The sequence below is a fragment of the Phenylobacterium sp. Root700 genome (genome assembly GCF_001429025.1).
Classification (GTDB): domain Bacteria; phylum Pseudomonadota; class Alphaproteobacteria; order Caulobacterales; family Caulobacteraceae; genus Phenylobacterium.
The window spans coordinates 64,947-89,059 of the sequence record NZ_LMHT01000012.1 but is presented as its reverse complement, the minus strand read 5'-3'; the positions used below and the strand labels follow the sequence as shown (position 1 = coordinate 89,059).

General features: G+C 67.6%; 15 protein-coding genes. 4 read left to right on the top strand and 11 right to left on the bottom strand.

All coding sequences use genetic code 11. The annotated features are described in order from the left end of the window. Positions 1 to 30: 30 nt before the first annotated feature. The 4 genes from manD to uxaC are packed head-to-tail and all read right to left on the bottom strand — an operon-like array spanning position 31 to position 4,874. On the bottom strand, positions 31 to 1,242 hold the full coding sequence (manD, locus tag ASE02_RS07895) for a D-mannonate dehydratase ManD (RefSeq protein WP_056732913.1): 1,212 nt from the start codon (positions 1,240 to 1,242) through the stop codon (positions 31 to 33). Next, positions 1,235 to 2,167, bottom strand: coding sequence for a sugar kinase (locus tag ASE02_RS07890; protein ID WP_056732911.1), 933 nt, complete (start codon positions 2,165 to 2,167; stop codon positions 1,235 to 1,237). Before ASE02_RS07890 ends, manD begins: the two co-directional genes overlap by 8 nt. Beyond that, complete coding sequence (locus tag ASE02_RS07885; protein WP_056732909.1) at positions 2,164 to 3,462, bottom strand: mannitol dehydrogenase family protein; 1,299 nt, start codon at positions 3,460 to 3,462, stop codon at positions 2,164 to 2,166. Before ASE02_RS07885 ends, ASE02_RS07890 begins: the two co-directional genes overlap by 4 nt. Next, a complete protein-coding gene (uxaC, locus tag ASE02_RS07880) occupies positions 3,459 to 4,874 on the bottom strand; it encodes a glucuronate isomerase (RefSeq protein ID WP_056733199.1) in 1,416 nt (471 codons plus the stop codon). The genes ASE02_RS07885 and uxaC overlap by 4 nt, the downstream gene beginning before the upstream one ends. 156 nt (positions 4,875 to 5,030) lie before the next feature. Between uxaC and ASE02_RS07875 the strand changes: the two genes are divergently transcribed. Further along, the gene (locus ASE02_RS07875) at positions 5,031 to 5,792 is read left to right on the top strand and encodes a FadR/GntR family transcriptional regulator (protein WP_056732908.1); all 762 of its coding nucleotides are present in this window, start codon (positions 5,031 to 5,033) and stop codon (positions 5,790 to 5,792) included. Between the two features lie 16 nt (positions 5,793 to 5,808). Here the strand turns inward: ASE02_RS07875 and ASE02_RS07870 are convergent, their stop codons facing one another. Further along, positions 5,809 to 8,412 (bottom strand): glycoside hydrolase family 2 TIM barrel-domain containing protein, encoded by a 2,604-nt coding sequence (locus ASE02_RS07870; protein WP_056732906.1) that lies wholly within the window; start codon positions 8,410 to 8,412, stop codon positions 5,809 to 5,811. Between the two features lie 352 nt (positions 8,413 to 8,764). On the opposite strand from ASE02_RS07870, the gene ASE02_RS07865 reads away from it, so the two are divergent. Then, on the top strand, positions 8,765 to 10,426 hold the full coding sequence (locus ASE02_RS07865) for a GMC family oxidoreductase (protein ID WP_056732904.1): 1,662 nt from the start codon (positions 8,765 to 8,767) through the stop codon (positions 10,424 to 10,426). Between the two features lie 52 nt (positions 10,427 to 10,478). Then, a complete protein-coding gene (locus ASE02_RS07860) occupies positions 10,479 to 11,249 on the top strand; it encodes a TetR/AcrR family transcriptional regulator (RefSeq protein ID WP_162257154.1) in 771 nt (256 codons plus the stop codon). 47 nt (positions 11,250 to 11,296) lie between these two features. On the opposite strand, the gene ASE02_RS07855 is transcribed toward ASE02_RS07860, so the two are convergent. Further along, a complete protein-coding gene (locus ASE02_RS07855) occupies positions 11,297 to 13,810 on the bottom strand; it encodes a TonB-dependent receptor (RefSeq protein ID WP_162257153.1) in 2,514 nt (837 codons plus the stop codon). A gap of 490 nt (positions 13,811 to 14,300) precedes the next feature. Here ASE02_RS07855 and ASE02_RS07850 point away from each other — a divergent pair, with 490 nt between their 5' ends. After that, on the top strand, positions 14,301 to 15,692 hold the full coding sequence (locus tag ASE02_RS07850) for an MFS transporter (RefSeq protein ID WP_056732898.1): 1,392 nt from the start codon (positions 14,301 to 14,303) through the stop codon (positions 15,690 to 15,692). Positions 15,693 to 15,948: 256 nt separating this feature from the next. Here the strand turns inward: ASE02_RS07850 and ASE02_RS07845 are convergent, their stop codons facing one another. The 5 genes from ASE02_RS07845 to ASE02_RS07825 all read right to left on the bottom strand — a co-directional run bounded on the left by ASE02_RS07845 (position 15,949) and on the right by ASE02_RS07825 (position 24,112). Beyond that, positions 15,949 to 18,234 (bottom strand): FdhF/YdeP family oxidoreductase, encoded by a 2,286-nt coding sequence (locus ASE02_RS07845; RefSeq protein ID WP_056732896.1) that lies wholly within the window; start codon positions 18,232 to 18,234, stop codon positions 15,949 to 15,951. A gap of 15 nt (positions 18,235 to 18,249) precedes the next feature. After that, positions 18,250 to 19,071, bottom strand: a complete 822-nt coding sequence (gene fdhD / locus ASE02_RS07840; protein WP_056732894.1) for a formate dehydrogenase accessory sulfurtransferase FdhD — start codon at positions 19,069 to 19,071, stop codon at positions 18,250 to 18,252. A 108-nt stretch (positions 19,072 to 19,179) separates the two neighbouring features. Continuing rightward, the gene (locus ASE02_RS07835; RefSeq protein ID WP_056733197.1) at positions 19,180 to 21,687 is read right to left on the bottom strand and encodes an FAD-dependent oxidoreductase; all 2,508 of its coding nucleotides are present in this window, start codon (positions 21,685 to 21,687) and stop codon (positions 19,180 to 19,182) included. 99 nt (positions 21,688 to 21,786) lie between these two features. Next, complete coding sequence (purU, locus tag ASE02_RS07830) at positions 21,787 to 22,695, bottom strand: formyltetrahydrofolate deformylase (RefSeq protein ID WP_082601943.1); 909 nt, start codon at positions 22,693 to 22,695, stop codon at positions 21,787 to 21,789. A 49-nt stretch (positions 22,696 to 22,744) separates the two neighbouring features. After that, positions 22,745 to 24,112 carry an L-serine ammonia-lyase gene (locus ASE02_RS07825; protein WP_056732893.1) on the bottom strand — a complete coding sequence of 456 codons (1,368 nt, stop codon included), beginning with the start codon at positions 24,110 to 24,112 and terminating at the stop codon, positions 22,745 to 22,747. Position 24,113: the final 1 nt, after the last annotated feature.

Sequence of the window (24,113 nt, the reverse complement as noted above, 5' to 3'; positions counted from 1 at the left end):
CTGCCAGGCTGGGGAGCAGAGCCGCCGCCCTCACCAATTGTACATCGAGCCGTCCTCCAGCCGGTTCACCGGCAGGCTGGCGGGGCGGTAGGGGTAGCGGGCCGCCAGGTCCTCATCGATGTCGACGCCATGGCCCGGCGCTTCGCCCGGGTGCAGATAGCCGTCGGCGAAGGTGTAGGCGTGGGGGAAGACCTCGTCGGTCTCCGGCGTGTGGCGCATGTATTCCTGGATCCCGAAGTTCGGCACCCAGAGGTCGAAGTGCAGCGCCGCGCCCATGCAGGCCGGCGAGAGGTCGGTGGCGCCGTGGAAGCCGGTCCGCACGTTGTTGATCTCGGCCAGGTGGGCGATGCGCCGCAGATGGCTGATCCCGCCGGCATGGACGATGGTCGTGCGGATGTAGTCGATCAGCTGCTCGTCGATCAGCTGCTTGGCGTCCCAGATGCTGTTGAACACCTCGCCGACCGCCAGCGGGGTGGTGGTGTGCTGGCGGATCAGTCGGAACGAGGCCTGGTTCTCGGCCGGGGTGACGTCCTCGATCCAGAACGGCCGATAGGGTTCGAGATCCTTGCCGAGGCGCGCAGCCTCGATGGGCGTGAGGCGGTGGTGGGCGTCGTGCAGCAGGTGGATGTCCCAGCCGAGGGCCTCGCGCGCGGCCTCGAACAGCTTGGGAACGGTCGGCAGGTACTTGGCGCTGGACCAGACGTTCTCGGTCGGCAGGGCCGCGTCGGCCGGTTCGTAGAACAGCTTGTCCTTCGAGACGCCATAGGTGCTGGGCAGGCCAGGAACGCCTGATTGCAGCCGGATCGCCTTGTAACCCATCGCCTGGTAGCGCAGCGCCTCGGCGATGGTTTCGTCGACGGTTGAGCCATTGGCGTGGCCATAGACCATCACCCCGGTGCGGCTGGCGCCGCCCAGCAGTTGATAGAGCGGCAGGCCGGCGATCTTGGCCTTGATGTCCCACAGGGCGGTGTCCACCGCGGCGATGGCCGACATGGTGACCGGCCCGCGCCGCCAGTAGGCGCCGCGATAGAGGAATTGCCAGATGTCCTCGATCTGGTGGGCGTCCCGGCCGATGAGGCACGGGATCACGTGGTCGTTCAGATAGGAAACGACCGACAGTTCGCGGCCGTTGAGCGTCGCATCGCCGATGCCATGGACGCCGTCGGCGGTCTCGATCTTCAGGGTGACGAAGTTGCGCCCCGGGCAGGTGACGATGACCTTCGCGCCAGTGATCTTAGGCATGCGAGCTATTCCCGTAGTGAAGGCTGGATTTGGGGACGACGGCGCCGGGGTGAGCGACCACCTGGGCCGCCAGGGCGAGCCCGGCCCGGGCCGCGGCGAGGGGGCCATGCCCCTGCAGGCGGGCGGCCAGATAGGCGCCGTTGAAGGAGTCGCCGGCGCCGGAGGTGTCGATGACGGCCTCGACCTTGATGGCGTCGATATGGGTCATGGTTTCGGCGTGCCTGACCAGGCAGCCGGTGTCTTCGGCGGTCAGCGCGACCTCACGGGCGCCGCGGTCCAGCAGAAGCATCATCTGGAGCCCCGGCTCGTCCACGTCATAGAGCAGCTCCAGATCCTGGCGGCTGGGCAGCAGGATGTCGGCGACCCCGACGGCTTCCTCGAAGACTTCGCGCGCGACGCTCAGCGACGGCCACAGGGCCGGGCGCAGGTTTGGGTCGAAGGCGATCAGGCCGACCTGACCGCGCAGGGCGTGCAGCAGGTCCAAGGCTCGGGCGCGGTCGGCCGGCGCCAGGATGGCGAGCGAAATGCCCGACAGGTAGACGAGATCGGCCCCGGCGAGGCGCGCCAGCCCTCCGGCCGCCGACAGCTCCTGCAACCAGTTTCGCGCCGCCGACTCGCCGCGCCAGTACTGGAAGCGCCGCTCGCCGTGGGGGTCGGTTTCGATGAGGTAGAGGCCAGGCCGCTTGCCGGGAGTCTGGAAGGCGAGGTCGTCGCCGACGCCTTCGGCCCGCCAGGCCTCGCGCATCGACTGGCTCAGCGGGTCATCGCCGGTGGCCGTGGCGAACTGGACGTCGAGGTCGGGCGCCGAGCGCTTGAGATAGACGGCGGTGTTGTAGGTGTCGCCGGCATAGCCGCGTCGATAGAGGCCGTCCTGCGCCTCCCGAAGTTCGACCATGCATTCGCCGATGCAGATCGCGCGGGTCATTGGGCGGCTCCGAGGATCGCGGCGCGTAAGATCGGATCGCGCTGGATTTCTTGCGGCAGCAGGTCCAGGCCGGGCGACCCGGCCCCCATGTGCTCAAGCCACGCCCGGACGATGGCGCCCAGGCGGGCGATCGGCAGGCCGTCGCGGGCGTTGGCGATCATCACCGGATAGACCCGCTCGGCCAGCTTCAGGCCGCCGTCCTGGGCGATCTGGGCCAGCCGGTGATCGACCATCGGATTGGCGAAGCGGCGCGCGGTCTTGGCCCAGTAGTCGCGGACGGGCAGGCCTGGCAGGCCCGGCGCCAATTCGGTCTCGACCAGATCCTCCAGGAACGCCTGGATCTGCGCATCGCCCATCGCCTGGTGGACGAACTCATGGCCTCGGGCCAGACCCAGATAGGCCAGGGCCGAGTGGGTGGCGTTGAGCACATGCAGCTTCAGTCGCCGATGGGGGGCGACGTCGGCGACGATCTGGGCGCCGACCTGGTCCCAGGCGGGGCGCGGGCCGGCGAAACGGTCCTCGATCACCCATTGGCCATAGGGCTCGCGCTGCACGCTGGCCTCGTCCGTGAGGCCCAGCGCCTGCGCGACCCGCGCCCGGCTGGCGGCGTCGGTGGCCGGGACGATGGAATCGACCATGGTCTCGGGGAAGGCGATGCTCGTTTCGATCCAGGCGGCGAGGCCGGGATCAAGTCGCTCGGCCAGGGCGTGGACGGCGCGGCCCAGGCGCGCGCCGTTCTCGACCATGTTGTCGCAACTGATGATGGTCATCGGCGCGCCGTGTCGCTGTCTGGCCGCCAGTCCTTGGGCCAGCGCCCCGATCGCCGAGCGCGGCGCGTGGGGATGGGCCAGGTCATGGAGGATGTCCGGGTGCTGGAGGTCGAGCGTCCCGCCAGCCAGGCAGTAGCCCTTCTCGGTGACGGTAAGGGTGACGATGTGGGCGGCCGGATCGGCTATGGCGGCGAGCACGGCTTCGGGGTCTTGGGGAAGGGTGAGGGTGGCGCGGATCGCGCCGGCCACCCGGTAGGACGGCGCCTCGTCCAGGGTCTCGACGGTGTAGAGGCCGTCCTGGGCGGAAAGGGCGTTCGCGACGTCGGGCTGGCGCATCGAGACGCCCACCACGCCCCAGTCGCCGCCGGCCGCCTCGATGGCGTCGTCGGTGAAGATCGCCTGATGGGCCCGGTGAAAGGCGCCGACCCCCAGGTGCACCATGCCGGCCCCCAGGCGCGCGACGTCATAGGTCGGCGTGCGGACGGACGGCGCAGCCGCCTTGAGCGTGGCGAGTGAAAGCTTCACAGCCGGTAGGCCGCCTTGGGCAGGTTGTAGGCCAGGTCGACGGCGACCTCGGCGGCCTCGTCGATCGCCAGGCGTTGGGTCGCGACCAACTCGGCCAGGAAGCTGCAGTCCATGCGCCGCGCCAGGTCGTGCCGCGCCGGGATCGAGAAGAAGGCCCGGGTGTCGTCGTTGAATCCCACGGTGTTGTAGAAGCCGGCGGTCTCGGTGGTCTGGCGCCGGAACCGCATCATCCCCTCGGGGCTGTCGTGGAACCACCAGGCCGGGCCCAGGCGCAGGCAGGGATAGTGACCGGCCAGCGGCGCCAGCTCGCGGGCATAGGCGCTCTCGTCCAAGGTGAACGCGATCAGGGTCAGGTCCGAGCGATCGCCCAGGCGATCCAGCAACGGCTTGAGCTGCGCGACATAGCCGGTTTGCGTCGGGATGTCGGCGCCCCGGTCGCGGCCGTATTGCTCGAACAGGCGCTGGTTGTGGTTGCGCCAGGAACCGGGGTGCAGCTGCATGGTCATGCCGTCGGCGCACGACATCTTGGCCATTTCCGTCAGCATCTGGGCGCGGAACAGTTCGGCGTCGGCGGCGCTGGGCGTCCCGGCCCGCACCCGGCCGAGCAGGGCCTGGCACTGCGCCGGCGTCAGGTCGGCGGTCTGGGCGGTCGGGTGGCCGTGGTCGGTGGCGGTGGCACCGCCGACCGTGCGGAAGTATTCGCGCCGCTGGGCGAGGGCGGCGAGGTAGCCGTCCCAGCGGTCGACCTGCTCACCGGTCAGGGTTTCCAGCTCCGCGAGATTGGTGACGAAGTCCTCGCGGCTGGGATCGACCACGTCGTCGGGCCGGAAGGTGGTGATGACCCGGCCATCCCACCCCGAGGCCTTGATCGCCCGGTGGTGCTCGAGACCGTCCAGCGCGCCCTCGGTGGTGGCGATGACCTCGATGCCGAACCGCTCGAAGAGGGCGCGGGGGCGGAAGGGCGCGGTGGCCAGCGCCTGGTTGATGACGTCGAAATAGTGGTCGGCGGTGTCGGCGTCCAAGCGGCGGTCCAGGCCGAACACCGTGGCGAAGGCGTGATCGAGCCACAGGCGCGAGGGGGTTCCTCGAAACAGCCGGTAGTTGGCGGCGAACAATCGCCAGATGGCCCGGCGGTCGCGTTCCACGGGGCTGTCGCCGCCGGCGATGCCGAGTTCGCCTAGTCCGACGCCCTGGCTGTAGAGCATTCGCAGCACGTAGTGGTCTGGCCACAGGAAGACGCTGACGGCGTCCTCGAACGGGGCGTCATGGGCGAACCAGGCCGGATCGACATGGCCGTGCGGACTGACGATGGGCAATTGCTCGACTTGCTCGAGCAGCGCCCGGGCTACGCTGCGCACGGCGCGGGCGTGCGGAAGGAACCGGTCGGGATCGAGGACTAGCGTCTGCGCCATGATGTCGTGGGTCCTCGTGCCCGGTTTGCGGAGAAGTCGCAAATTGGTCATACCTATTTCGATCGCCGGCCCAGGCCTGTCAACTCCTCTTCTCGGTTGGCAGGCTGGGGTGTGGCTCGTACGATCGGGTCCAATCTGCGAAGCTGTTCGACCACCATGACAAGAACCACCGCCGGCGCTCGTAAGCTCTATCAGCAGGTCGTCGCCGCCGTCGGCGCGTCGATCGAGCGCGGCCAATACAAGCCCGGCCAGCGGCTGCCGTCCGAGCGGGACCTGGCCGAGGAATTCAGCGTCAGCCGTCCCACGGTGCGCGAGGCGATGCTGGCCCTTGAGATCCGCGGCCTGGTCGAGGCGCGGCATGGATCGGGCATCTATGTGACCGACACGCCGCCGGTCGAGGCCGCGGCGCCGGACCTGGACATCGGGGCGTTCGAGCTGACCGAGGCCCGGGTGCTGTTCGAGGGCGAGGCCGCGGCCCTGGCGGCGACGACCATCACCGAGGAACAGCTCGTCGAGCTGGAGGCGATCCTGGTCGAGATGGTCGAGGAGAACGCCGGCGACGCCAAGGGCGAGCAGGCCGATCGACGCTTCCATGTAGCGATCGCCGAGGCCACCCGGAACGCGGCGATCGTCACCGTGATCGAGACCCTGTGGGACCTGCGCTACCGCTCGCCGCTCTGCCGCCACATGCTGGACAGGGCGCGTCTGGTGGGGGTGAAGCCGAGGATCGACGAGCACCGCCGCCTGCTGGACGCCCTGAAGGCGCGCGACCCGCAGCGGGCGCGCAAGGAGATGCGCGACCACCTGGAGCGGGTCATCGAGGGGCTGCTCGCGGCCACCGAGATCGAGGCGGTGGAGCGGGCGCGGACCGAGGTCGCCAAGCAGCGGACAGAGTACGCCCGCCGCCGGGTGACCTGATGCGCGGCCGGCTCCTTTAGCGACAGATCTCCACGACGGACACCAGGGCCTCGCCCTGCAGCGGCTTGAAGTCCAGGCGCAGCACGCCGTCCGAAACCTCGACCGGGAAGCTCCGCTCGACCGCCTTCAGGGCGCCGCCGGCGGCCAGGGCGATATCGAAGGCCTCCAGCACCGGGCGGCCGTTGGCGAGCACGTCGAAGGTGCGCTCGCCCGCCGCGAGGTTTCCGGGTTCCACGAACTTCAGGGTCACCGAATAGGCGCCGTTCTCGAGCGGCGCCTCATAGGCGAAGGCGCCCTTTCGGAAGGTGCTGAGCAACTCGTGAGCGGCGGGGGTGTCGGCCAGTTCCAGCGCCTTCTTGCCGACCTTGCCGGTCGCGCCGCCGACGAAGAAGTTGTCCGAACCGTAGCGGCCGTCGCTCGTCGTCGCGCCCATCAGGGCGCCGCAGTTGATCCGCACCTGGCTGTGGGCGCCGGCGTCTAGGCGCCACTCGACCTGGTCGCTGATCTTGCCGCCCGCGAACGCGCCCGAGGCGCTGATCTGGTTGACGCCGGGCGCCAGCCTGACGCCGGGCCAGATGCAGATCCCGTGCGGGCCGGTCTCCACCGTCCCCAGCGAGGCGCCGTTGAGGAAGAGCTCGGTGGTTGCGGCGTTGCTGTAGACCTTGATGTCGGTCACCGCATAGGCGCGCTCGACGTAGCGGCGGCCGGTGATGTGCACCACCGGGGCTTTCGACCAGTTGGCCTGGTAGAAGAAGAAGGCGTCCTTGCGGGCGCCGCGGTCGTAACGCACCAGGCCCTTGGTGTTGATGTCCATGGCATCGCCTTCGCGCCGGATGGTCGTGGCGAAGTCGAACATGTTCCAGATCCAGGTCGCCCACAGATAGGGCCGGGCGGTGATGTCGGCCCAGCAGCGCTCGTGGACGTGGCTCTCATAGCCCTCCGGCTGGATGCGGCCGAAGGCGCTGGCCGGCCCGCCGAGCGGGTTGTCGGTCTGCTGCGAGAAGGAGCCGCCGGCGCCGTATTCGCTGATCGACAGCGGCGTCTTGGGATGGGCGGCGTAGAGGCGGTCGAGCTGCGGTCCCAGTTCCTCGGGCTTGCCGTAGTACCAGCCGTAGTAGCGGTTGGCGCCGCTGACCTCGGCCTTTTCGGCGACGATCGGCACGTGGGCCGCGCCGGCGAAGTTCGCACCCTCGCAGCAGTTGGCGATGGTGCTCGGGCGTCCCCGGTCCTCGCTCTTTACGATCTGGTCGAGGAACTCCAGCAGCGGCGCCGGGTCGGGGCCTTCGCCCTCCGCGCCGATCCCGAAGTCGCCGGACACCGGCCGGCCAAAATCGACCTCGTTGGCGATGCCCCAGACCACGACCGAGGCGTGGTTGTAGTTCTGGCGGATCAGTTCGATCAATTGCTGGCGGGCGTTGTCGACCAGGCCGGGCGAGGCCAGCGGCTGGTCGACGGTGAGCGTCCATTTGGACACCAGCGGAATCTCGTCCCAGAGGATCAGGCCGTGGCGGTCGGCCAGTTCGTGGATGTGCTGGCTTTGCTGGTAGTGGGCCAGGCGGATCGTGTTGGCGCCCAGCTCGCAAATCATCTCGACGTCTTGGGCTTCGTCGTCCGCCGACAGGGCCCAGCCCTTGCCTTCGCGATCCTGGTGGCGTGACACGCCGCGCAGGGGCACCGAGCGGCCGTTCAGGAAGAAGCCCTGGTCCGGATCGATCCGGAATTGGCGGACGCCGAACGACTGTTCCGTGCTGTCGAGGATGGTCCCCGACGCCGTGCGGATCTCGACCGACAGCGCGTAGAGGTAGGGATCGGCCACGCCGTCCCAGAGCCGAACGTCGGTGACGCTCAGGGTCTGGGAAATCTCATCACCGTCGCCGGCGGCGAGCGTGAGCGGCTGCGAGCCCTGCGCGACCACGACGCCCTCGGCGCTGCGCAGGGTGGTGACAATGAGCGTCTCGGCCGAGGCGGCACTATCGTTGCGCAGCTTGGTGCGGACGGCGATCTGCGCCTGCGAACCCTCGACCGCGGTGGTGGCCGCATAGACGCCGGGCCCCCCGAAATCGAGCATGTCGATGTGCACCGCGTCGGTGACGATCAGCGACACGGCGCGATAGAGGCCGCCATGCACAAAGAAATCGCCGGCCAGGGGCAGGACGTCGGCGGTGGCCGTGCCGACATCGGGATTGGTGTTGTCGGTCTTCACCACCAACAGGTTGGGCTGGCCCGTGCGCAGAGCCGGGGTGGCGTTGAAGCGGAACCTGGAAAACCCGCCCTTGTGCTCGCCGAGCCGCACGCCGTTCAGCCAGATCTCGGCGACCCGGCTGGCCGCGTCGAACTGCAGCCAGCAGAGTTTTTCCGCCAGGTTCTCCGGGGCAGCGAAGGTCAGTCGATACCAGCCGACGCCCCGCTGCATATTGACGTTCTCGGCCGTGTTTATGCGGCTGGCGGATTCTGGAATGTAGTAGCCGGCGCGGTTCCAGCTGTGCGGAACGCTGACCACGCTCCAGTCGGTGTCGACGAAGTCGGGCTGCTCGACGCCGGCCAGGGCGTCGTCCAGCTGGAAGCGCCAGCCGTCGGAGAGGGGGATGGTGTCGCGCGTCGTCGCTGCGGTTCCGGTCATAGGTGTCTTCCCCAATGCTCCGCCATGCCCAGCGTTCAGTGCGGTATTGGCATGACCAATTTTGCAGCAATTTTTGACGGTCTCGACAACATGTTTGGCCGCTTTCTCTATTGGTAAGGCCATAAGGCGGCGGCGTCACCTCCAGATTTCTCATCTCCTATCGTCGCTATCGGTCCGTGGCCCGCGCCCTGCATCGTGCGGGCGCTGGCAAGGCCCGGCGCAGCCTCCAGGCCCGCCTGCAGCCGCTTGTGGAACGTCATTCGACCCTATCGAGGTTGCGCAGCGGACGGACGCCGGAGGGCGCCGCCGCTGGGGGTCGATCGACCCAAACTGGAAATACCCGGAGGACTGAATGGGACAAGAACTCGAAGCCGACTACGTGATCGTCGGCGGTGGGTCGGCGGGTTGCGTGCTCGCTAATCGGCTGAGCGCTGACGGCCGCACTCGCGTTCTTCTCCTGGAGGCCGGCGGGGACGACAGGCCGACCCGCGAGCCGAGCCAGTTCTTCTCGAACATGATGATCCACGTGCCGGTCGGCTTTGGCATGACCATGAAGGATCCGAAGGTCAATTGGCTCTACAAGACCGATCCCGACGCCGGCACTAACGGGCGCGAGCATGCCTGGCCTCGCGGCAAGGTGCTGGGGGGATCATCCTCGATCAACGGGTTGCTCTATATTCGCGGCCAGCACGCCGACTATGACAATTGGCGGCAGCTCAATTGCGAGGGGTGGAGCTGGGACGACGTGCTTCCGTACTTCCGGCGCTCTGAACACCAGGAGCTCGGCGAGAACGAGTGGCACGGCACGGGGGGCCCGCTCAACGTCTCCGATCCGCGCGCGAAGTTCCCCGTCTCGGACGCTGTCATCGAGGCCTGCGGCCAGGCCGGACTGCCCCGCCGGGATGTGAACGGCGAGAACCAGGAAGGCGCCAACTGGTATCAACTGACCGTCAAGAACGGGCAGCGGCAATCGGCGGCCGTCGCCTACCTGCATCCGGCGATGAGCCGGCCGAACCTGCGGGTCGTGACCCGGGCGCTGGCGACCAAGGTGCTGCTGGAGGGAAAGCGCGCGGTCGGCGTGGCCTACCAACAGGGCGGTGAAACCAAGACCGTGCGCGCGGCGCGCGAGGTGATCCTGGCGGGCGGGGCGATCAATTCCCCGCAACTCCTGGAGCTCTCCGGCATCGGCTCGGGCGCGCATCTCCAGGAGATGGGCGTGCCTGTGGTGCATGACCTCCCAGGCGTCGGTGAGAACCTTCAAGACCACTACATGATCACCATGCAGTGGCGGCTGAAGCCCGGAGCCATGTCGGTCAATCAGATGACGCGCGGCGCGCGGTTCGCGGGCGAGGTGGTCAAGTACGCAGTCCAGCGGCGTGGTCTGCTGACGCTCTCAGCGGCGCATGTCGCCGCGTTCTGCAAGTCGCGGCCCGACCTCGCCGAGCCTGACATCCAGTTCCACGTGATGCCGGCCTCCACCGACCGGGCGAAGTCGATGGCGGCCCAGAAGATGGTGTTGGACACCCATCCAGGTCTGACGATGGCGCCTTGCCAGCTGCGGCCGGAGTCTCGCGGTCACATCCACATTCGCTCGACCGATCCGACCGTCCACCCCAGGATCGTGCCGAACTATCTTGCCGATCCCATCGACCAGCAGGTGGCCATCGCTTCCCTGAAGTGGGGGCGGAAGATCGCCGACCAGGCCGCCCTCAAGTCGCAAATCGTGCAGTCGCTGATGCCCGATGACGCCTTGCAGGACGATGCGGCTCTGCTGGCCTTCGCCAGGGCCGCCGGCACGACGCTCTACCACCCCGTCGGCACCTGCAAGATGGGCCGGGACCCGATGGCGGTCGTGGATCCCGAACTTCGGGTGATCGGAATTCAGAACCTCCGCGTGGTCGATGCGTCGGTCATGCCCAGGTTGGTCTCGGGCAACACCAATGCGCCGACGATGATGATCGCTGAAAAGGCGTCGGACATGATCCTGGGCCGGACGTTGCGCGCCGCCGCCTAGCGCGTCGTGGCCGCCCTCGACGTCTCGTAACCGGACGATGAGGGCGTCGGTCATGCCTATCGGCTATTCGAACGCTATTCGAACGGCGATGAGTTGGGCTGACCTGCGCTTCGAGCAGGCTTGTCACCAAACCGCCAAGGCGTTTGGGGCGGGAGGAAACATGACGGGATCTACGCTGAGCTCACGCGTGGCCATTCAGCCTGCCTTGGGCGATCGCGTCCTTCGGTGGCCGCATTCATCGCCGCAGGGCATCAGGCATGCATCACACCAGACGCATGGCGTTAAGGCCAAGGCCATGTCGGCCGCGGCCCACATCCTGGAAACGCGGGGGATCGAGGCGCTCAACCTTCGGGCCATCGCCGAAGAGGCCGGCATCGGCATCGCGTCGATGTATCATTACTTCAGCAACAAGGAGGACATCCTCCTCAGCCTGGGCGTGATGGGCTTCGAGAGCCTTCGGCGCGACATGATCGACGCGCAGCCAAGCTCCGGCGCCCTGCCTATCGGCGCGAGCGCAGTCGCCTTCTTCAAATTCTCGGAGACCCGGGCCGAACTGTTCTCACTGATGTTCAATCCGCGGCTGCTCGCGCGCCACGAGGCTCTGCGCGAAGCCGAGAACAAGACCTTCCTGACGCACGAGGCGGTCGTTCAGTCCGATCCGCGCATCCCCAAGGAACATCATCAAAGCGCGGCCTACGCCCTGTGGGCGCTGGCGCGTGGAATGGCGGCGATCATGTCGTCTCAGCCGGACGGCAAGTTGCCGCCTGAGTTGGCTGACCGGCTCATGGCCGGCGCGGGCTATCTGCTCTCCCACCCGAGCTAGTCGTCTGGCGCGGGCGCCACCCGAAGGCGGCGCCCGGCCAAGGCCTGTTAGAAGCGGTACTGCAGTTCGACCCCGTAGGTTCTGGGGAAGATCAGGCTGACCTGACGGCGAGCGCCGACGGCGGTGAGGCCGGTGGGGCTGGCCACCGAGCTTCCGAAGCCGACCTCGTCCGTCACGTTCTTCACGAAGCCGATCATCGTGTAGCGGCTGCCCGCATCACGCCACAGCACCCGAACATCGCCCGTCGTGAAGGACGGCGAACGATAGGCCGGGTTGTTGAACAGCGCCGACGTCTGGGCGTCCGTATAGGTCGCCGTGCCGCTGAAGGTCAGCGAGCCGGGCTCGAAGTCGAAGGTGTAGGTCGCGCCAACCGTCACCTTGTTGTGCGGCGAGAGCGGCAGGTCGTTGCCGACGACGGTCTGGAGAACCCGACCGTTGGCGGCCGGCCCGACGGGCTGGGCGCCAGGCGCCAGCGCGAGCGGGTCGATCGTGTCGACGAAGCAGCAACCGGTATCGAGCTCGGTGTTCAGGTAGGCGTAGTTCAAGAAGAACTGCAGGTCGCGAACCGGCGACCACTGGGTCTCCACTTCGAGGCCCCAGACCGTGGCGTCGAGGTTCAGGAACTGCGTGGCGGTGATCGAACCCAGCGGCACCGTCAGCGGGGCCTGGAAGCCCTTATAGTCGGTGTAGAAGAGCGCCGTGTTGATCTGTAGCTGGCCGCCGAACGTCTTCTTCGCGCCGGCTTCGTAGGAGTTGACGTACTCCGGGTCAGCATAGGGATCAGGCGAAAGCCCGTTCGAACCCAGCCAGCCGCCCGCCTTGTACCCGCGCGAATAGCGAGCATAGAGGTTGGTGCTGGAATCGGGCCGCCACTGAAGGGCGAGGGTGCCGGTGAGGGCGTCCCAGTCGCCGGCCAGATCGCGCCGCAGGCCGCCGCCGGGGTTGGCCGTCAGGTTGGCGGTCAGCGGATTGGCCGCGCAGGAGGCCAGGGTGGTCCCGCCGCAAATCTGCTGGGTGGTCACGTCGACGGAATAGCCTTGAGCGACCGACGGCGGCAGGGCGGCCCCGAACGCCAGCGCGATGCTCGGGTTGCGAGCGACGTAGCGCGCGACGTCGTAGCCCGTCTTTTCGTCCTTGGTGTAGCGCAGGCCGGCCGTCAGCGTCCAAGCGTCGGCGAACTTCCAGTCGATCTGGCCAAACGCGGCGTACGACTTGGTTTCCAGGTGACCGTCGACATAGAGGAAGGCGCCCTTCGGGTTGGGGGCGGCAGGCGTGCCCTGCAGCGTCAGCGGTTGGAACACCGAGGGGTCGCCGACCACCCGGATGCCCTGCGGCTGGTCGTAGTCCTGGGCGTACTGATAGACGCCGACGATCCAGTTGAGCGGGCCATCGCCGTTCGAGGAGAGGTTGATCTCGTTCGACAGCCAGCTCTGGCGCTCTTCGTAGAAGGTCCGCGCGTCGGTGGACACGTTGGTCGCGGTGAAGGCCGGACGCGGGCCGGCGCCGTCGACATCAACCAGGATGTTCTGGGGGGCGGTGCGGCCGGAGAGGTCGGAGTCCGTCGAGGTGAAGTAGTTGTACTGCTGATAGCCGCCCAGATATTTCAGGGTCGCCCAGCCCAGGTCGCTCGTCACGTCGAAGTGCAGGCGGTGATGATCTTTCAGCGAGCCACGCGCGGTCGAGTTGGCGTTCTGGACGTAGGGGTTGGCGACGCCGGGGTTCGGCGCGGTCAGCCCGTAGGTGGTGTTGTAGTAGAGGGCGCTGGTGCCGGCGCCCGCCAGGGACGTCGTGTCGTACGGCGAGATGTTGTTGGCGAAGGTGTTGCCGACGCCGTAGCTGTCGTTCCAGTCGAATTTCGTATAGCGCAGGCGCGCCGTGGTGTTGTCGCCGAGATCGGCTTCAAGCTGCGCCTCGAAGGTGTAGCGCTTGATCCCGGCGGCGTTTCCGCCCGACCCGATATTGTCGATGAAGCCCTTGTTGCGGCGCTCCGTCGAGGCGCCGAGCAGGAAGCGCAGGTTGTCGAGCACCGGCCCGCGAACCATGGCGTCCAGGCGATAGCTTTCGAAGTTGCCGACCATGGCGCGGACTTCGCCGTTGAACTCGTCCGTCGGGCGCTTGGACACGATGTTCATCGCGCCGCCGATCGAGTTGCGGCCGTAGAGCGTGCCCTGGGGCCCACGCAGCACTTCGGTGCGCTCGATGAACAGCGACGGCGTGGACGCGTCAGTCATCGAGTTGGAGAAGATGCCGTCCGAATAGAGGGCGACGGAGGGATCGGTGCCGATGGCGTTGGTCAGTCGGCCAAGGCCCCGGATCGACATGCGATCGTTGTTTGTATAGCTGAGGCTTGGCGTGACGCGGGCGAGATCCTCGACGGTGTTCACACCGAGCACGTCGCGCTTTTCGCTGGTGTAGGCCGAGACCGCCACCGCGACGCTCTGCAAGCTCTGCTCGCGCTTCTCGGCTGTCACGACAATTTCTTCGACCGTTGGGGCGTCTTCGGACACCTGGGCGAAGGCCTGTGGGCTGATCGCGCAGATTGCAGCGATCGACGCGCCCATGATCAATCCGCTCCGCAGCCGCTGCCGGAACATGGGCGCGCGGCTCGGCTCGTTACTCGTGGAAAACAACTAATCCTCCCTGGCTGTGATTCTGTTTGTTGGACCGGACGAGGGGGCACTCGAACGACGTTCGAAAACCCCCGGGTGCGGGAAACGTCGTTTTGAGCCTTCGGCGACGGCGAATTTCCCTCTTGCCGTCGTCATTCGGGGCCCTGTCAGGGCGGGAAGCAGATCACGGGTTTTTCGCCGGCGCGCTTGTGGAACGATGTTCGAACCCCGCAGGTCGGCGATGCGGGGGCCGCTTCCAGGCGCCGTGAGGTCTTGGGAGCGCTGCAGGAGACCGCCTGCGGCTGGGCGTCGGAGACGGCTCATTCCGGCCCGCGGCCCGGTCGCCGGAACGACTAAGAGCGCCGGGCCTCCAGGAGGTCGCGCCGAACCTTGAGGGAGTATCTACAGCGTGACTCAGGCTGCTTCGTCACCGGCTAAGCGGGTGCCCTTCCTTACGGCCCTGGCTTTCGCGGCCACCGCTCTGCCGGTCGCGGCCGTGGCCATCGCGATGTCGGTCTATCTGCCTCGCCACTATGCGAGCCACCTGGGGGTCGATCTGGCGGTCGTCGGGTCCGCCTTCTTCATTGTCCGGATGATCGACATTCCGGTCGACGGCCTGCTCGGCTGGTCGATGGACAAGACCAGGACGCCATGGGGCCGCTATCGGCTATGGACGATCCTCGGCGCCCCGATCCTGATGTTGGGGGTCTATTTCCTGTTCCTCCCGCCCTCCGGGATTGGGCGGAATTATCTGATCTTCTGGTTGCTCATCCTCTATCTGGGCAACTCGGTCCTGGCGTTGTCGCATGCGGCCTGGGCCGCGACCCTGGCGCCCAGTTACAATGATCGGTCTCGGGTCTTCGCGATCATGACCGCCGTCGGGGTGCTGGGCGCCGCAAGCGTCCTGGCGATCCCCATCGTCAATGAGGCGCGGGCGGTTTCCGACTCCGGCAATGTCGCGATGATGGGATGGCTGATCATCGCCCTGGCGCCGATCACCGCGGCGCTCGTCGTCTGGCGCACGCCCGAGAAGATCGCGCCCGAAGCGCCCGGCGATGAGTTCCGACTGCGCGACTACGGCGCGCTGATGACGCGGCCGGCTTTCGCGCGAATCCTCCTGGCGGACCTCTGCCTGTCGCTTGGTCCGGGCTGGATGAGCGCCACCTACCTGTTCTTCTTCACCGACAGCCGGGGCTTCACGACCGGCCAGGCCAGCATCCTGCTGGCGACCTATTTCCTGGCGGGCATCGTCGGGGCGCCGCTGATGGGGCGGCTGGCCATGCGGATTTCAAAGCATCGGACGGTCATGGTCGCCACGACGCTGTACTCGCTGACGCTGGTGTCCTTGATCGCTCTACCGAAGGGCAACCTGATGGTGGCGATCATCCCGCTCTTCATCGCCGGCGTGATGGCCTCCGGGTTCAATCTGCTGACCCGCGCGATGACCGCCGACATCGCCGACGAGATCCGGCTGGAGCATGGCAAGGAGCGGTCGGGGCTGCTCTACGCGATCACTACGATGACCACCAAGGTCGCCGGCGCGTTCTCGATCGGCCTGACGTTCTTCGTCCTGTCGAAGGTCGGATACGACGCCGCCGAGGGCGCTCGGAACACTGCGCAGGCGATCCACAACCTGGAGCTTGTCTTCCTGGTCGGCCCGGTGGTGTTCGTGATGCTGGGGGGCGCGTGCATGATCGGCTATGGCCTGGACGCCGCCCGCCACGCCGATATCCGCCGCCAGCTCGACGCGCGCGACGCGCTCTACGACCAAGCTCCGATCGTCGAAAGCCTGACTGGCGAGGCGGCGATCGCGGTCCCTCCGCAACGGAACTGAGGCTCGGGGTTCGCCTCTTGCCGCGATAGTCGGTTGGGCGCGGTCGCTGTTTTGAAGAGCGCCGCGCCCTTGCCCCTAAAATGGGAGCCCGAAGACTGAAAATGGCTTTGTTCGCGCGCCGGCTGTGAAGCCGGATACGAATTCAAAAGATGCGCGCCGAGGAAAACGAGTAACGCGCGCCACGACCAAGCGCGTTCGAACACTTTTCGAGAAGCGCGAATTTCAGCGGCACGGCCCGTTAGGCTTTCGGGGCGGCCTAAGGCAGGTCGGCCGCCGCGCACATCCTGACCGGGGCGGATTTGTAGGCGGGGGTTCCGCTTCGGTGATCGTGATCGTCCAGGCCGATCAGCCCGTTGGCTTCCGGATAGTAGGCGGCGATCCCGCCTTTCGGAATGTCCCGCGCCACCGCCGTGAAGCCGCGCAGCGTGCGTCGGCCCGAGGGATCGAAGGCCGCGCTCAGGTCGATGAGATCGCCGTCCTTCAGGCCCCGCTCGGCCAGGTCGCCTGGATTGACGAAGACGACGTCGCGGCGGCCGAACACCCCGCGATAGCGGTCGTCGTTGCCGTAGATCGTGGTGTTGTACTGGTCGTGGCTCCGCAGCGTCGTCAGCAGCAGGACGCTGGGATCGCCGGCGTGAGCGTCTTCTCCGACCTCGACATAGGCCAGCAGGTTCGCGCGGCCGCTCGGCGTCTTCCACACCCGCTCGGAGGGCGCGACCGGCAGGCGGAAACCGCCGGGGACCCGAATGCGCTGGTTGTAGTCCGCGAACTGGTCCGGCAGGACCGCCTCGATCAGGTCGCGGATGCGGTCGTAGTCGGCGGCCAGCCCAGCCCAGTCGGTCGTGTCGTCCTCTCCGAAGACGGCCTTGGCGATACCGGCGACGATGGCCGGCTCTGACATCAGGTGGGGCGAGGCCGGCGGGTTGAGGCCTCTGGAGGCGTGGACCATCGACATCGAGTCTTCGACGGTGACGGCTTGGCGCCCTGACGCCTGTTGGTCGATCTCCGTGCGGCCCAGGCAGGGCAACAGGAAGCCCTGACGACCGGGAAGCAGGTGCGTGCGATTGAGCTTGGTCGCGATGTGGACGCTCAGCTCCAGTTTCTGCATGGCCGCGAAGGAGCGAGCCGGGTCCGGGGCGGCCACGGCGAAGTTGCCGCCCAGGCCGATGAACGTCTTAGCCTCGCCGCGCTCCATGGCCATGATCGCCTCGACGACGGTATGGCCGTGCTTGCGCGGCGACTTAAAGCCGAACACGCGGTCCATCGCCTCGAGGAAGGCCTCGGACGGCTTTTCCCAGACGCCGACCGTCCGGTCGCCCTGGACATTGGAGTGCCCCCGAAGCGGGCAGATCCCGGCCCCTGGCCGGCCGATGTTTCCCCGCAGCAGCAACAGGTTGGCGAGTTGCTGGACGGTGGAGGTGGCGTTGCGGTGCTGGGTCAGGCCCATCCCGTAGCAGAGGATCGTCGCCTTCGACCGGGCGTAGATCGTCGCGACCTCCTCGATCTGCGACCGCGACAGCCCCGACCGGGCCTCGATGTCGGGCCAGGTGAGATCGGCGAGTTGGAGGACCAGCGCCTCGTAGCCCTGCGTGTGTTCAGCGATGAAGGCGTGGTCGAGCGCATCAGCGCCTTCGCCGTCGAGGGCGATGAGGGCCTTCATCAGCCCCTGGACGAGCGCTGCGTCACCCTTGATCCGGGGTTGGTAGTATTGCGAGGCGATCGGCGTGGCGCTGAGCGTGGCCATCTCGACCGGGTCCTGGGGCGAGGCGAAGCGCTCCAGGGCCCTTTCCCGCATGGGGTTGAACACCAGGATCGTCGCCCCCCGACGCGACGCCTCGCGCAGGGTCGACATCATGCGGGGATGGTTGGTGCCGGGGTTGTGGCCGAAACACAGGATCAGGTCGGCGTGGTCGAAGTCCTCAAGCGTCACCGACCCCTTGCCCACGCCGATGGAGTCCGGGAGCCCGACGCTGGTCGGCTCGTGGCACATGTTGGAGCAGTCGGGGAAGTTGTTGGTGCCGAACTTCCGACCCAGCAGCTGATAGAGGAACGCCGCCTCGTTGGAGGCGCGGCCGGAAGCGTAGAACTCGGCCTGGTCGGGATGGTCCAGGGCGCGGAGCTCAGCCCCGATCTGCGCGAACGCGGTCTCCCAGCTCACCGGCAGATAGCGATCAGAGGCCCGGTCATAGACCATGGGCTCGGTCAGGCGGCCGGTGTCCTCGAGCGCATGATCGCTCCAGGTCCAGAGCTCGGCGAGGGTGTTGGCGGCGAAGAGTTCAGGCGTCGCGCGCTTGCTGGTGGCCTCCCAGGCCACGGCCTTGGCCCCGTTTTCGCAGAATTCGAAGGATGAGGTGTGCTTGGGGTCGGGCCAGGCGCAGCCCGGGCAGTCGAACCCGTCCGGCTGGTTGGCGTGCAGCAGGGTGCGGCCGCCCTCGACGACCGTGGCCTGGTCGACCAAGGCCTGTCCGACAGCCTTCAGAGCGCCCCAACCGCCAGCCGGGCTCTTGTAGGGGCGGACGCCTGGGGTTTCCTCTTTCGACATGGACGACCTACAAGCTCAGAGGGTTGCGCCGGCGCGAACGTCCAGGCGTTCGGCGCGGCTGAATACGGTGTGGCCGTCGCTGCGGGCCAGGGCCACCAGGGTGACGCCGGCCTCTTCGGCCTTTCGGATCGCCAGGTCGGTCGGCGCCGAAATCGCGACGATCATCGGGCAGCCGATGCGGGCGGTCTTCTCGACCATCTCGAAGGAGCAGCGGCTGGTCACGACCACGAAGCCGGCGGTCGGATCGAGGCCGGCCTGGAACAGGCCGCCAGCGAGCTTGTCGAGCGCGTTGTGGCGACCGACATCCTCGCGGACCAGATGGAGGGTTCCGTCGGCGGCGGCGAACCCGGCGGCGTGGGTCGCACGGGTGGCGCGGCCAAGCGGCTGCTGATCACTGAGCGCGCTCAGCGCCCGTTGCACGGCCTGCGGGGTGAACCGCTGGCCGGTCGTCACCTGCGGCAGCGGCCGGACCGCGTCGGACAGGCGTTGGACCCCGCAGAGCCCGCAGCTTGAGCGGCCTTCGAGCGTCCGTGGCCGGGCCTTGCGCGGCCGGGCGGCGGGCGCCAGCCGGATGTCGACCAGGTACCCCTCGGTGTGGGCCTGGATGTCGACGCTGTCGATCTCGCCGTAGGCGGCGATCGCCTCGGTGACCGTGAAGCCGATGGCGAGGTCGGCCATGTCCTGCGGCGTGGCCATCAGCACCGTATGGGGCCGGCGATCGAACGACAGGCCGATCGCCGTCTCGACCGGAGTCGAGCGTTCGATCGGGGAGTGTCCACGATCGGGCCGCCACTCAAGACCGGTTCGTTGTCCGACGACTGTGCTGCAGACTTGCATGGGCTATCCCTACGACCGCTAGAGCCGGGAGCAAGGGGAAATCCTGAGCCGATCGTCGCCGGATTCAACTTCTTTATGTCTAGACCTTGGGGCGTCGCCGGTCGGCGATCATCCCTTCAGCGCCAGGTTGTCCGGGTCGAACGGAGAGTCGGCGATCACCGTGGCCTTGTACGGCTGGCCGAGGATGGAAATCTCCAGCTCCACGCCCGGCTCGCCCAGATCAGGGCGGACCATGGCCAGGGCCAGGGACTTGTTGGTCCGCCAGCCGAAGCCGCCGGACGTGACCCGGCCCACCAGCTCGTCGCCCTGGTAGATCGGCTCCGATCCACGGGCGTCGGCGTCGGTGATCCCGTGGACCTCTAGGGTTACGGCCCGATTGGCGAAGCCGCGTTCCTTCCAGGCCTTCAAGGCCTCGCGTCCCACGAAGTCGCCCTTCTTGAAGCTCACGAAGCGGCCGAGGCCGGATTCGAGGGCGGCGTACTCGATGGAAAGCTCGCGCGGGATGAGCTTGTAGGACTTCTCCAGACGCATCGAGTCCATCGCCCGGATGCCGAACGGCTTCAGTTCGAACTCGGCGCCGGCTTCGAACAGGCGGTCGAAGATGTAGTTCTGCATCTCGATCGGGTGATGCAGCTCCCAGCCCAGCTCGCCGACGAAGTTGACCCGCAGCGCCTTGGTCTGGGCCGCGCCAATATTGATGGTCTGGGCCGTCAGCCAGGGGAAGGCCTCGTTGGACAGGTCGGCGTCGGTCAGGCGGCTGAGCAGCTCGCGCGAGCGCGGCCCGGCCAGGACCAGCACGCCGTACTGGGTGGTGACCTTCTCCAGCCGCACCGAGCCGTCGGTCGGCAGAGCCTTGATCAGATAGTCGTAGTCGTGCCGCTCCAGCGCGCCGGCGGACACCAGATAGAACCTCTGGGGCGCCTCGCGGCAAACGGTGAACTCCGAGCGCACGCCGCCGCGTTCGGTCAGCAGATACGACAGGCTCAGGCGCCCGATCTTGGTCGGGACCTTGTTGGTCAGCAGGCGCTCAAGCCAGGCCTCAGCGCCCGGGCCGGACACTTCGAACTTGGCGAAGGCGCTGAGATCCAGCACCCCGACCTTTTCCGTCACGTGGCGGCATTCGGCGCCGACATGTTCGAAGTAGTTCGAGCGGCGGAAACTCCAGCGCTCGCGCACGGTCGGCGCGCCGTCGTCGGGATGGTTCTCGTTCAACAGGACGTCGGGCTTGGCCAGATCGGCCTGGCTCAGGGCGTAGCCGGCCGGCGCGAACCAGTTGGGACGCTCCCAGCCGTAGATCGAGCCGAACACCGCGCCGAGGTCCTTCATGCGGTCATAGCAAGGCGAGCGCTTCAGGGCCCGGCCGGCGGTCCGTTCCTCGTCGGGATAGTGCACCGTGAAGACCTTGGCGTAGGCCTCCTCGTTCTTCTCCTTCAGGTAGCCGTGCGAGGCGTAGGGGCCGAAGCGGCGCGGGTCGACGCCCATCATGTCGATCGACGGCTCGCCCTCGACGATCCACTTGGCGAGCTGCCAGCCGGCGCCGCCCGCCGCGGTGATGCCGAAGCTGTGGCCCTCGTTGAGCCAGAAGTTCTTGAGGTCCCAGGCCGGGCCGACGATCGGGTTGCCGTCCGGCGTGTAGGCGATGGCGCCGTTGTACACCCGCTTGACGCCGACCTCGCCGAAGGCCGGAACCCGGGCGATCGCCGCCTCGATGTGCGGGGCCAGGCGGTCCAGGTCGTCCTGGAACAGCTCGTATTCCGAGTCCGGGTGGGGCCCGTCGACGTAGCAGACCGGGGCTCCGGTTTCGTAAGGGCCGAGCAGCAGGCCGCCGGCTTCCTCGCGCATGTAGTAGGAGGCGTCGGACTCGCGCAGCACGCCCATCTCGCCGAGCCCGCTGGCCCGCCGGGCTAGGATGTCCGGGTGCGGTTCGGTGATGAGGTACTGGTGCTCCACCGGCATCACCGGGATGTCGAGCCCGACCATCGCCCCGGTCCGGCGCGCGAAGCTGCCGGTCGCCGAGACGACGTGCTCGCAGGTGATGTCGCCCTGGTCGGTGGAGACGCACCATTCGCCGGTCGGCGTCTGAGTGATGCCGGTGACGGTGGTGTGCCGGTAGATCGTCGCGCCGTTGGCCCGCGCGCCCTTGGCGAAGGCCTGGGTGAGATCGGCGGGCTGTACATAGCCGTCGTCGGGATGCTGGATCGCGCCGAGCACGTCGTCGACATTGCAGAGCGGCCAGATCTCCTTGACCTGTTCGGGGGTGAGGAAGCGGACGTCCACGCCGATCGTCTTGGCGACCCCGGCGTAATATTTGTACTCGTCGAGCCGGTCCTGGGTGCAGGCGAGCCGGATGTTCGACACCGGCCGGAATCCGACCGGCTGGTCGGTCTCGGCCTCCAGCGCGGGGTAGAGCGCGACCGAGTACTTGTGCAGTTGGCCGACCGAATAGCTCATATTGAACAGCGGCAGCAGACCGGCGGCGTGCCAGGTCGAGCCGGAGGTCAGCTCCTTGCGCTCGATCAGCACGACGTCGGACCAGCCGAGCTTCGCCAGGTGGTACAGGGTGCTGACGCCGACGACGCCGCCGCCGATCACAACTACGCGGGCGTGTGATTTCATTTTCAGATCCAACTGGAGAAGGCGTCGCGGCCCTGAGGCGCGCGACGGCGTGAGGCATGTCCGTCTTCGGAGCGGACGTCTAGGGTGCTGAGGCTGGCGTCAGTCACGGAAGACCACGGTCTTCTGTTCGTTGAGGAACACCCGGCCTTCCAGGTGGAAGCCCAGGGCGCGGGCCAGGACGCGGCGCTCGATATCGCGGCCCTTGCGGATGAGATCGTCGGGCGTGTCCTTGTGGCTGATACGCTCGACCTCCTGTTCGATGATCGGCCCTTCATCCAGGTCGGCGGTCACGTAGTGGGCGGTCGCCCCGATGAGCTTCACGCCGCGCACATAGGCCTGGTGATAGGGCTTGGCGCCCTTGAAGCCGGGCAGGAACGAGTGGTGGATGTTGATGCATCGGCCGGTCAGGGTTTGCACCAGGCGGTCTGACAGCACCTGCATGTAGCGGGCGAGGACGATGACGTCGGCGCTGGTCTGGGCGACCAGCTGTTCGATCTTGGCTTCCTGCTCGGGCTTGTTGTCCTTGGTGACCGGCAGGTGGTGGAACGGGATGCCGGTGAGGTCGAGGTCGGCATAGACCTCGCGCGGGTGGTTCGAGATCAGCCCGACCACCTGCATCGGCAATTCGCCGCTCCGCCACCGCGACAGCAGGTCGGCCAGGCAGTGCACGAACTTCGAAGCCATCAGCATGACCCGCAGGGGCTCGCTCTGACGGCGGACGCCCCAGGTCATGCCGAAGCGCTCGGCCGTGGGGCCGAAGTCGGACTGCAGCAGCGGCAGGCGGCCGGTCGGCATGCTGAACACCACCCGCATGAAGAACCGGCCGGTGATGATGTCGTCGAACTGGTTCGCATCGAGGATGTTCCCGCCGTACGAAAACAGCAGCTGGGAAACCTCGGCGACGATGCCGGCGGCGTTGGGGCAGGAGATGTTCAGGACATAGTCCTCAACCTCGACCTTGCCGGGCTCCGACGTCAGGAAAGCGGGTCTGATAGTGGTCACGTTCATCGGTCCTTGCCGCTCCAATCGATCGCGTCGGCTCTGTCGGCGTGGGCGTTCAGCACTCAGGGAAACTGACGGCCAGGCCGCCCAGCGAGGTCTCTTTGTATTTCGACTGCATGTCCGCCCCGGTCTGGCGCATCGTGGCGATGACCTTGTCGAGGGAGACGTGGTGGGCGCCGTCGCCGCGCAGGGCCAGCGAGGCCGCATTGATCGCCTTGACCGCCCCGAAGGCGTTGCGCTCGATGCAGGGGATCTGCACCAGCCCGCCGACCGGATCGCAGGTCATGCCCAGGTGATGCTCCATCCCGATCTCGGCGGCGTTCTCGATCTGGGCGTTCGTGCCGCCCAGCGCGGCCGCCAGGCCGGCGGCGGCCATCGAGCAGGCGACCCCGACCTCGCCCTGGCAGCCGACCTCGGCCCCAGAGATCGAGGCGTTGGTCTTGAACAGGCCGCCGACCGCCGTGGCCGTCAGCAGGAAGGTGTGCACGCCCTCGGCCGTCGCATTGGGCCAGAGGTCGCGATAGTAGCGCAGCACCGCCGGCAGCACCCCGGCCGCGCCGTTGGTGGGGGCGGTCACCACGCGGCCGCCGGCCGCGTTCTCCTCGTTGACCGCGATCGCGAAGAGGCTGACCCGGTCCATGATCTCGTGCGGGGAGCGCTCGTTGCGGAACTGGTCGGCGACGATCTTGTGGCTGAGCGCCGCGGCCCGGCGGCGGACCCTCAGGCCGCCCGGCAATTCGCCGACCGCGGTCATGCCCCGGTCGATGCAGGCCATCATCGCCTCGGCGATCTGCGAGAGGTGCGCCAGCACCTCGGCCCGGGGGCGGGCGGCGGATTCATTGGCCAGTACGATCTCGGCGATCGATAGCCCGGTCCGGTCGCCCAGGCGCAGCAACTCGGCGGCCGAGCGGAACGGGTAGGGCAGGGCGTGGGACGGTTCGACGCTGTGGCCGACCTCGGCCTCGGGCACGATGAAGCCGCCCCCGATCGAGCACCAGCGCTCCTGCGCCAGCACGCCGCCGCAGCCGTCGAACGCGGTGAAGGCCAGGGTGTTGGGGTGGACCGGCGCGGGGCTCACCACGTCGAAATTCAGGTGGACGGCCGGATCGAAGACGATGCCGCGCCCAGCGATCTCGAGCACATGCTCGTCGCTCGCGCGCCGGAAGATGCTGTCGGCGAAGTTCGGATCCACGGTTTCCGGCGCCTCGCCGGCCAGGCCCAGCACCACGGCGCGGTCGGTCCCGTGGCCCTTGCCCGTCCAGGCCAGCGACCCGAACAGATCGACCTGGATGGTCTCCACGGCGCCGAGCAGGCCCCGATAGGTCAGGGCTTCGATGAAGGCGGCGGCGGCCTTCATCGGCCCAACCGTATGGGAGGAGGAGGGGCCTATGCCGATCTTGAAGAGCTCGAAGGCGCTGACCATG

Excerpts from the sequence above, each read along its gene's own strand:
- ASE02_RS07860 (WP_162257154.1), top strand. The coding sequence starts at position 10,479 with ATGCCTATCGGCTATTCGAACGCTATTCGAACGGCGATGAGTTGGGCT.
- uxaC (WP_056733199.1), bottom strand. The coding sequence starts at position 4,874 with ATGGCGCAGACGCTAGTCCTCGATCCCGACCGGTTCCTTCCGCACGCC.
- ASE02_RS07865 (WP_056732904.1), top strand. The coding sequence starts at position 8,765 with ATGGGACAAGAACTCGAAGCCGACTACGTGATCGTCGGCGGTGGGTCG.
- ASE02_RS07875 (WP_056732908.1), top strand. The coding sequence starts at position 5,031 with ATGACAAGAACCACCGCCGGCGCTCGTAAGCTCTATCAGCAGGTCGTC.
- ASE02_RS07890 (WP_056732911.1), bottom strand. The coding sequence starts at position 2,167 with ATGACCCGCGCGATCTGCATCGGCGAATGCATGGTCGAACTTCGGGAG.
- purU (WP_082601943.1), bottom strand. The coding sequence starts at position 22,695 with ATGAACGTGACCACTATCAGACCCGCTTTCCTGACGTCGGAGCCCGGC.
- fdhD (WP_056732894.1), bottom strand. The coding sequence starts at position 19,071 with ATGCAAGTCTGCAGCACAGTCGTCGGACAACGAACCGGTCTTGAGTGG.
- ASE02_RS07870 (WP_056732906.1), bottom strand. The coding sequence starts at position 8,412 with ATGACCGGAACCGCAGCGACGACGCGCGACACCATCCCCCTCTCCGAC.
- manD (WP_056732913.1), bottom strand. The coding sequence starts at position 1,242 with ATGCCTAAGATCACTGGCGCGAAGGTCATCGTCACCTGCCCGGGGCGC.
- ASE02_RS07855 (WP_162257153.1), bottom strand. The coding sequence starts at position 13,810 with ATGGGCGCGTCGATCGCTGCAATCTGCGCGATCAGCCCACAGGCCTTC.
- ASE02_RS07825 (WP_056732893.1), bottom strand. The coding sequence starts at position 24,112 with ATGGTCAGCGCCTTCGAGCTCTTCAAGATCGGCATAGGCCCCTCCTCC.
- ASE02_RS07845 (WP_056732896.1), bottom strand. The coding sequence starts at position 18,234 with ATGTCGAAAGAGGAAACCCCAGGCGTCCGCCCCTACAAGAGCCCGGCT.
- ASE02_RS07835 (WP_056733197.1), bottom strand. The coding sequence starts at position 21,687 with ATGAAATCACACGCCCGCGTAGTTGTGATCGGCGGCGGCGTCGTCGGC.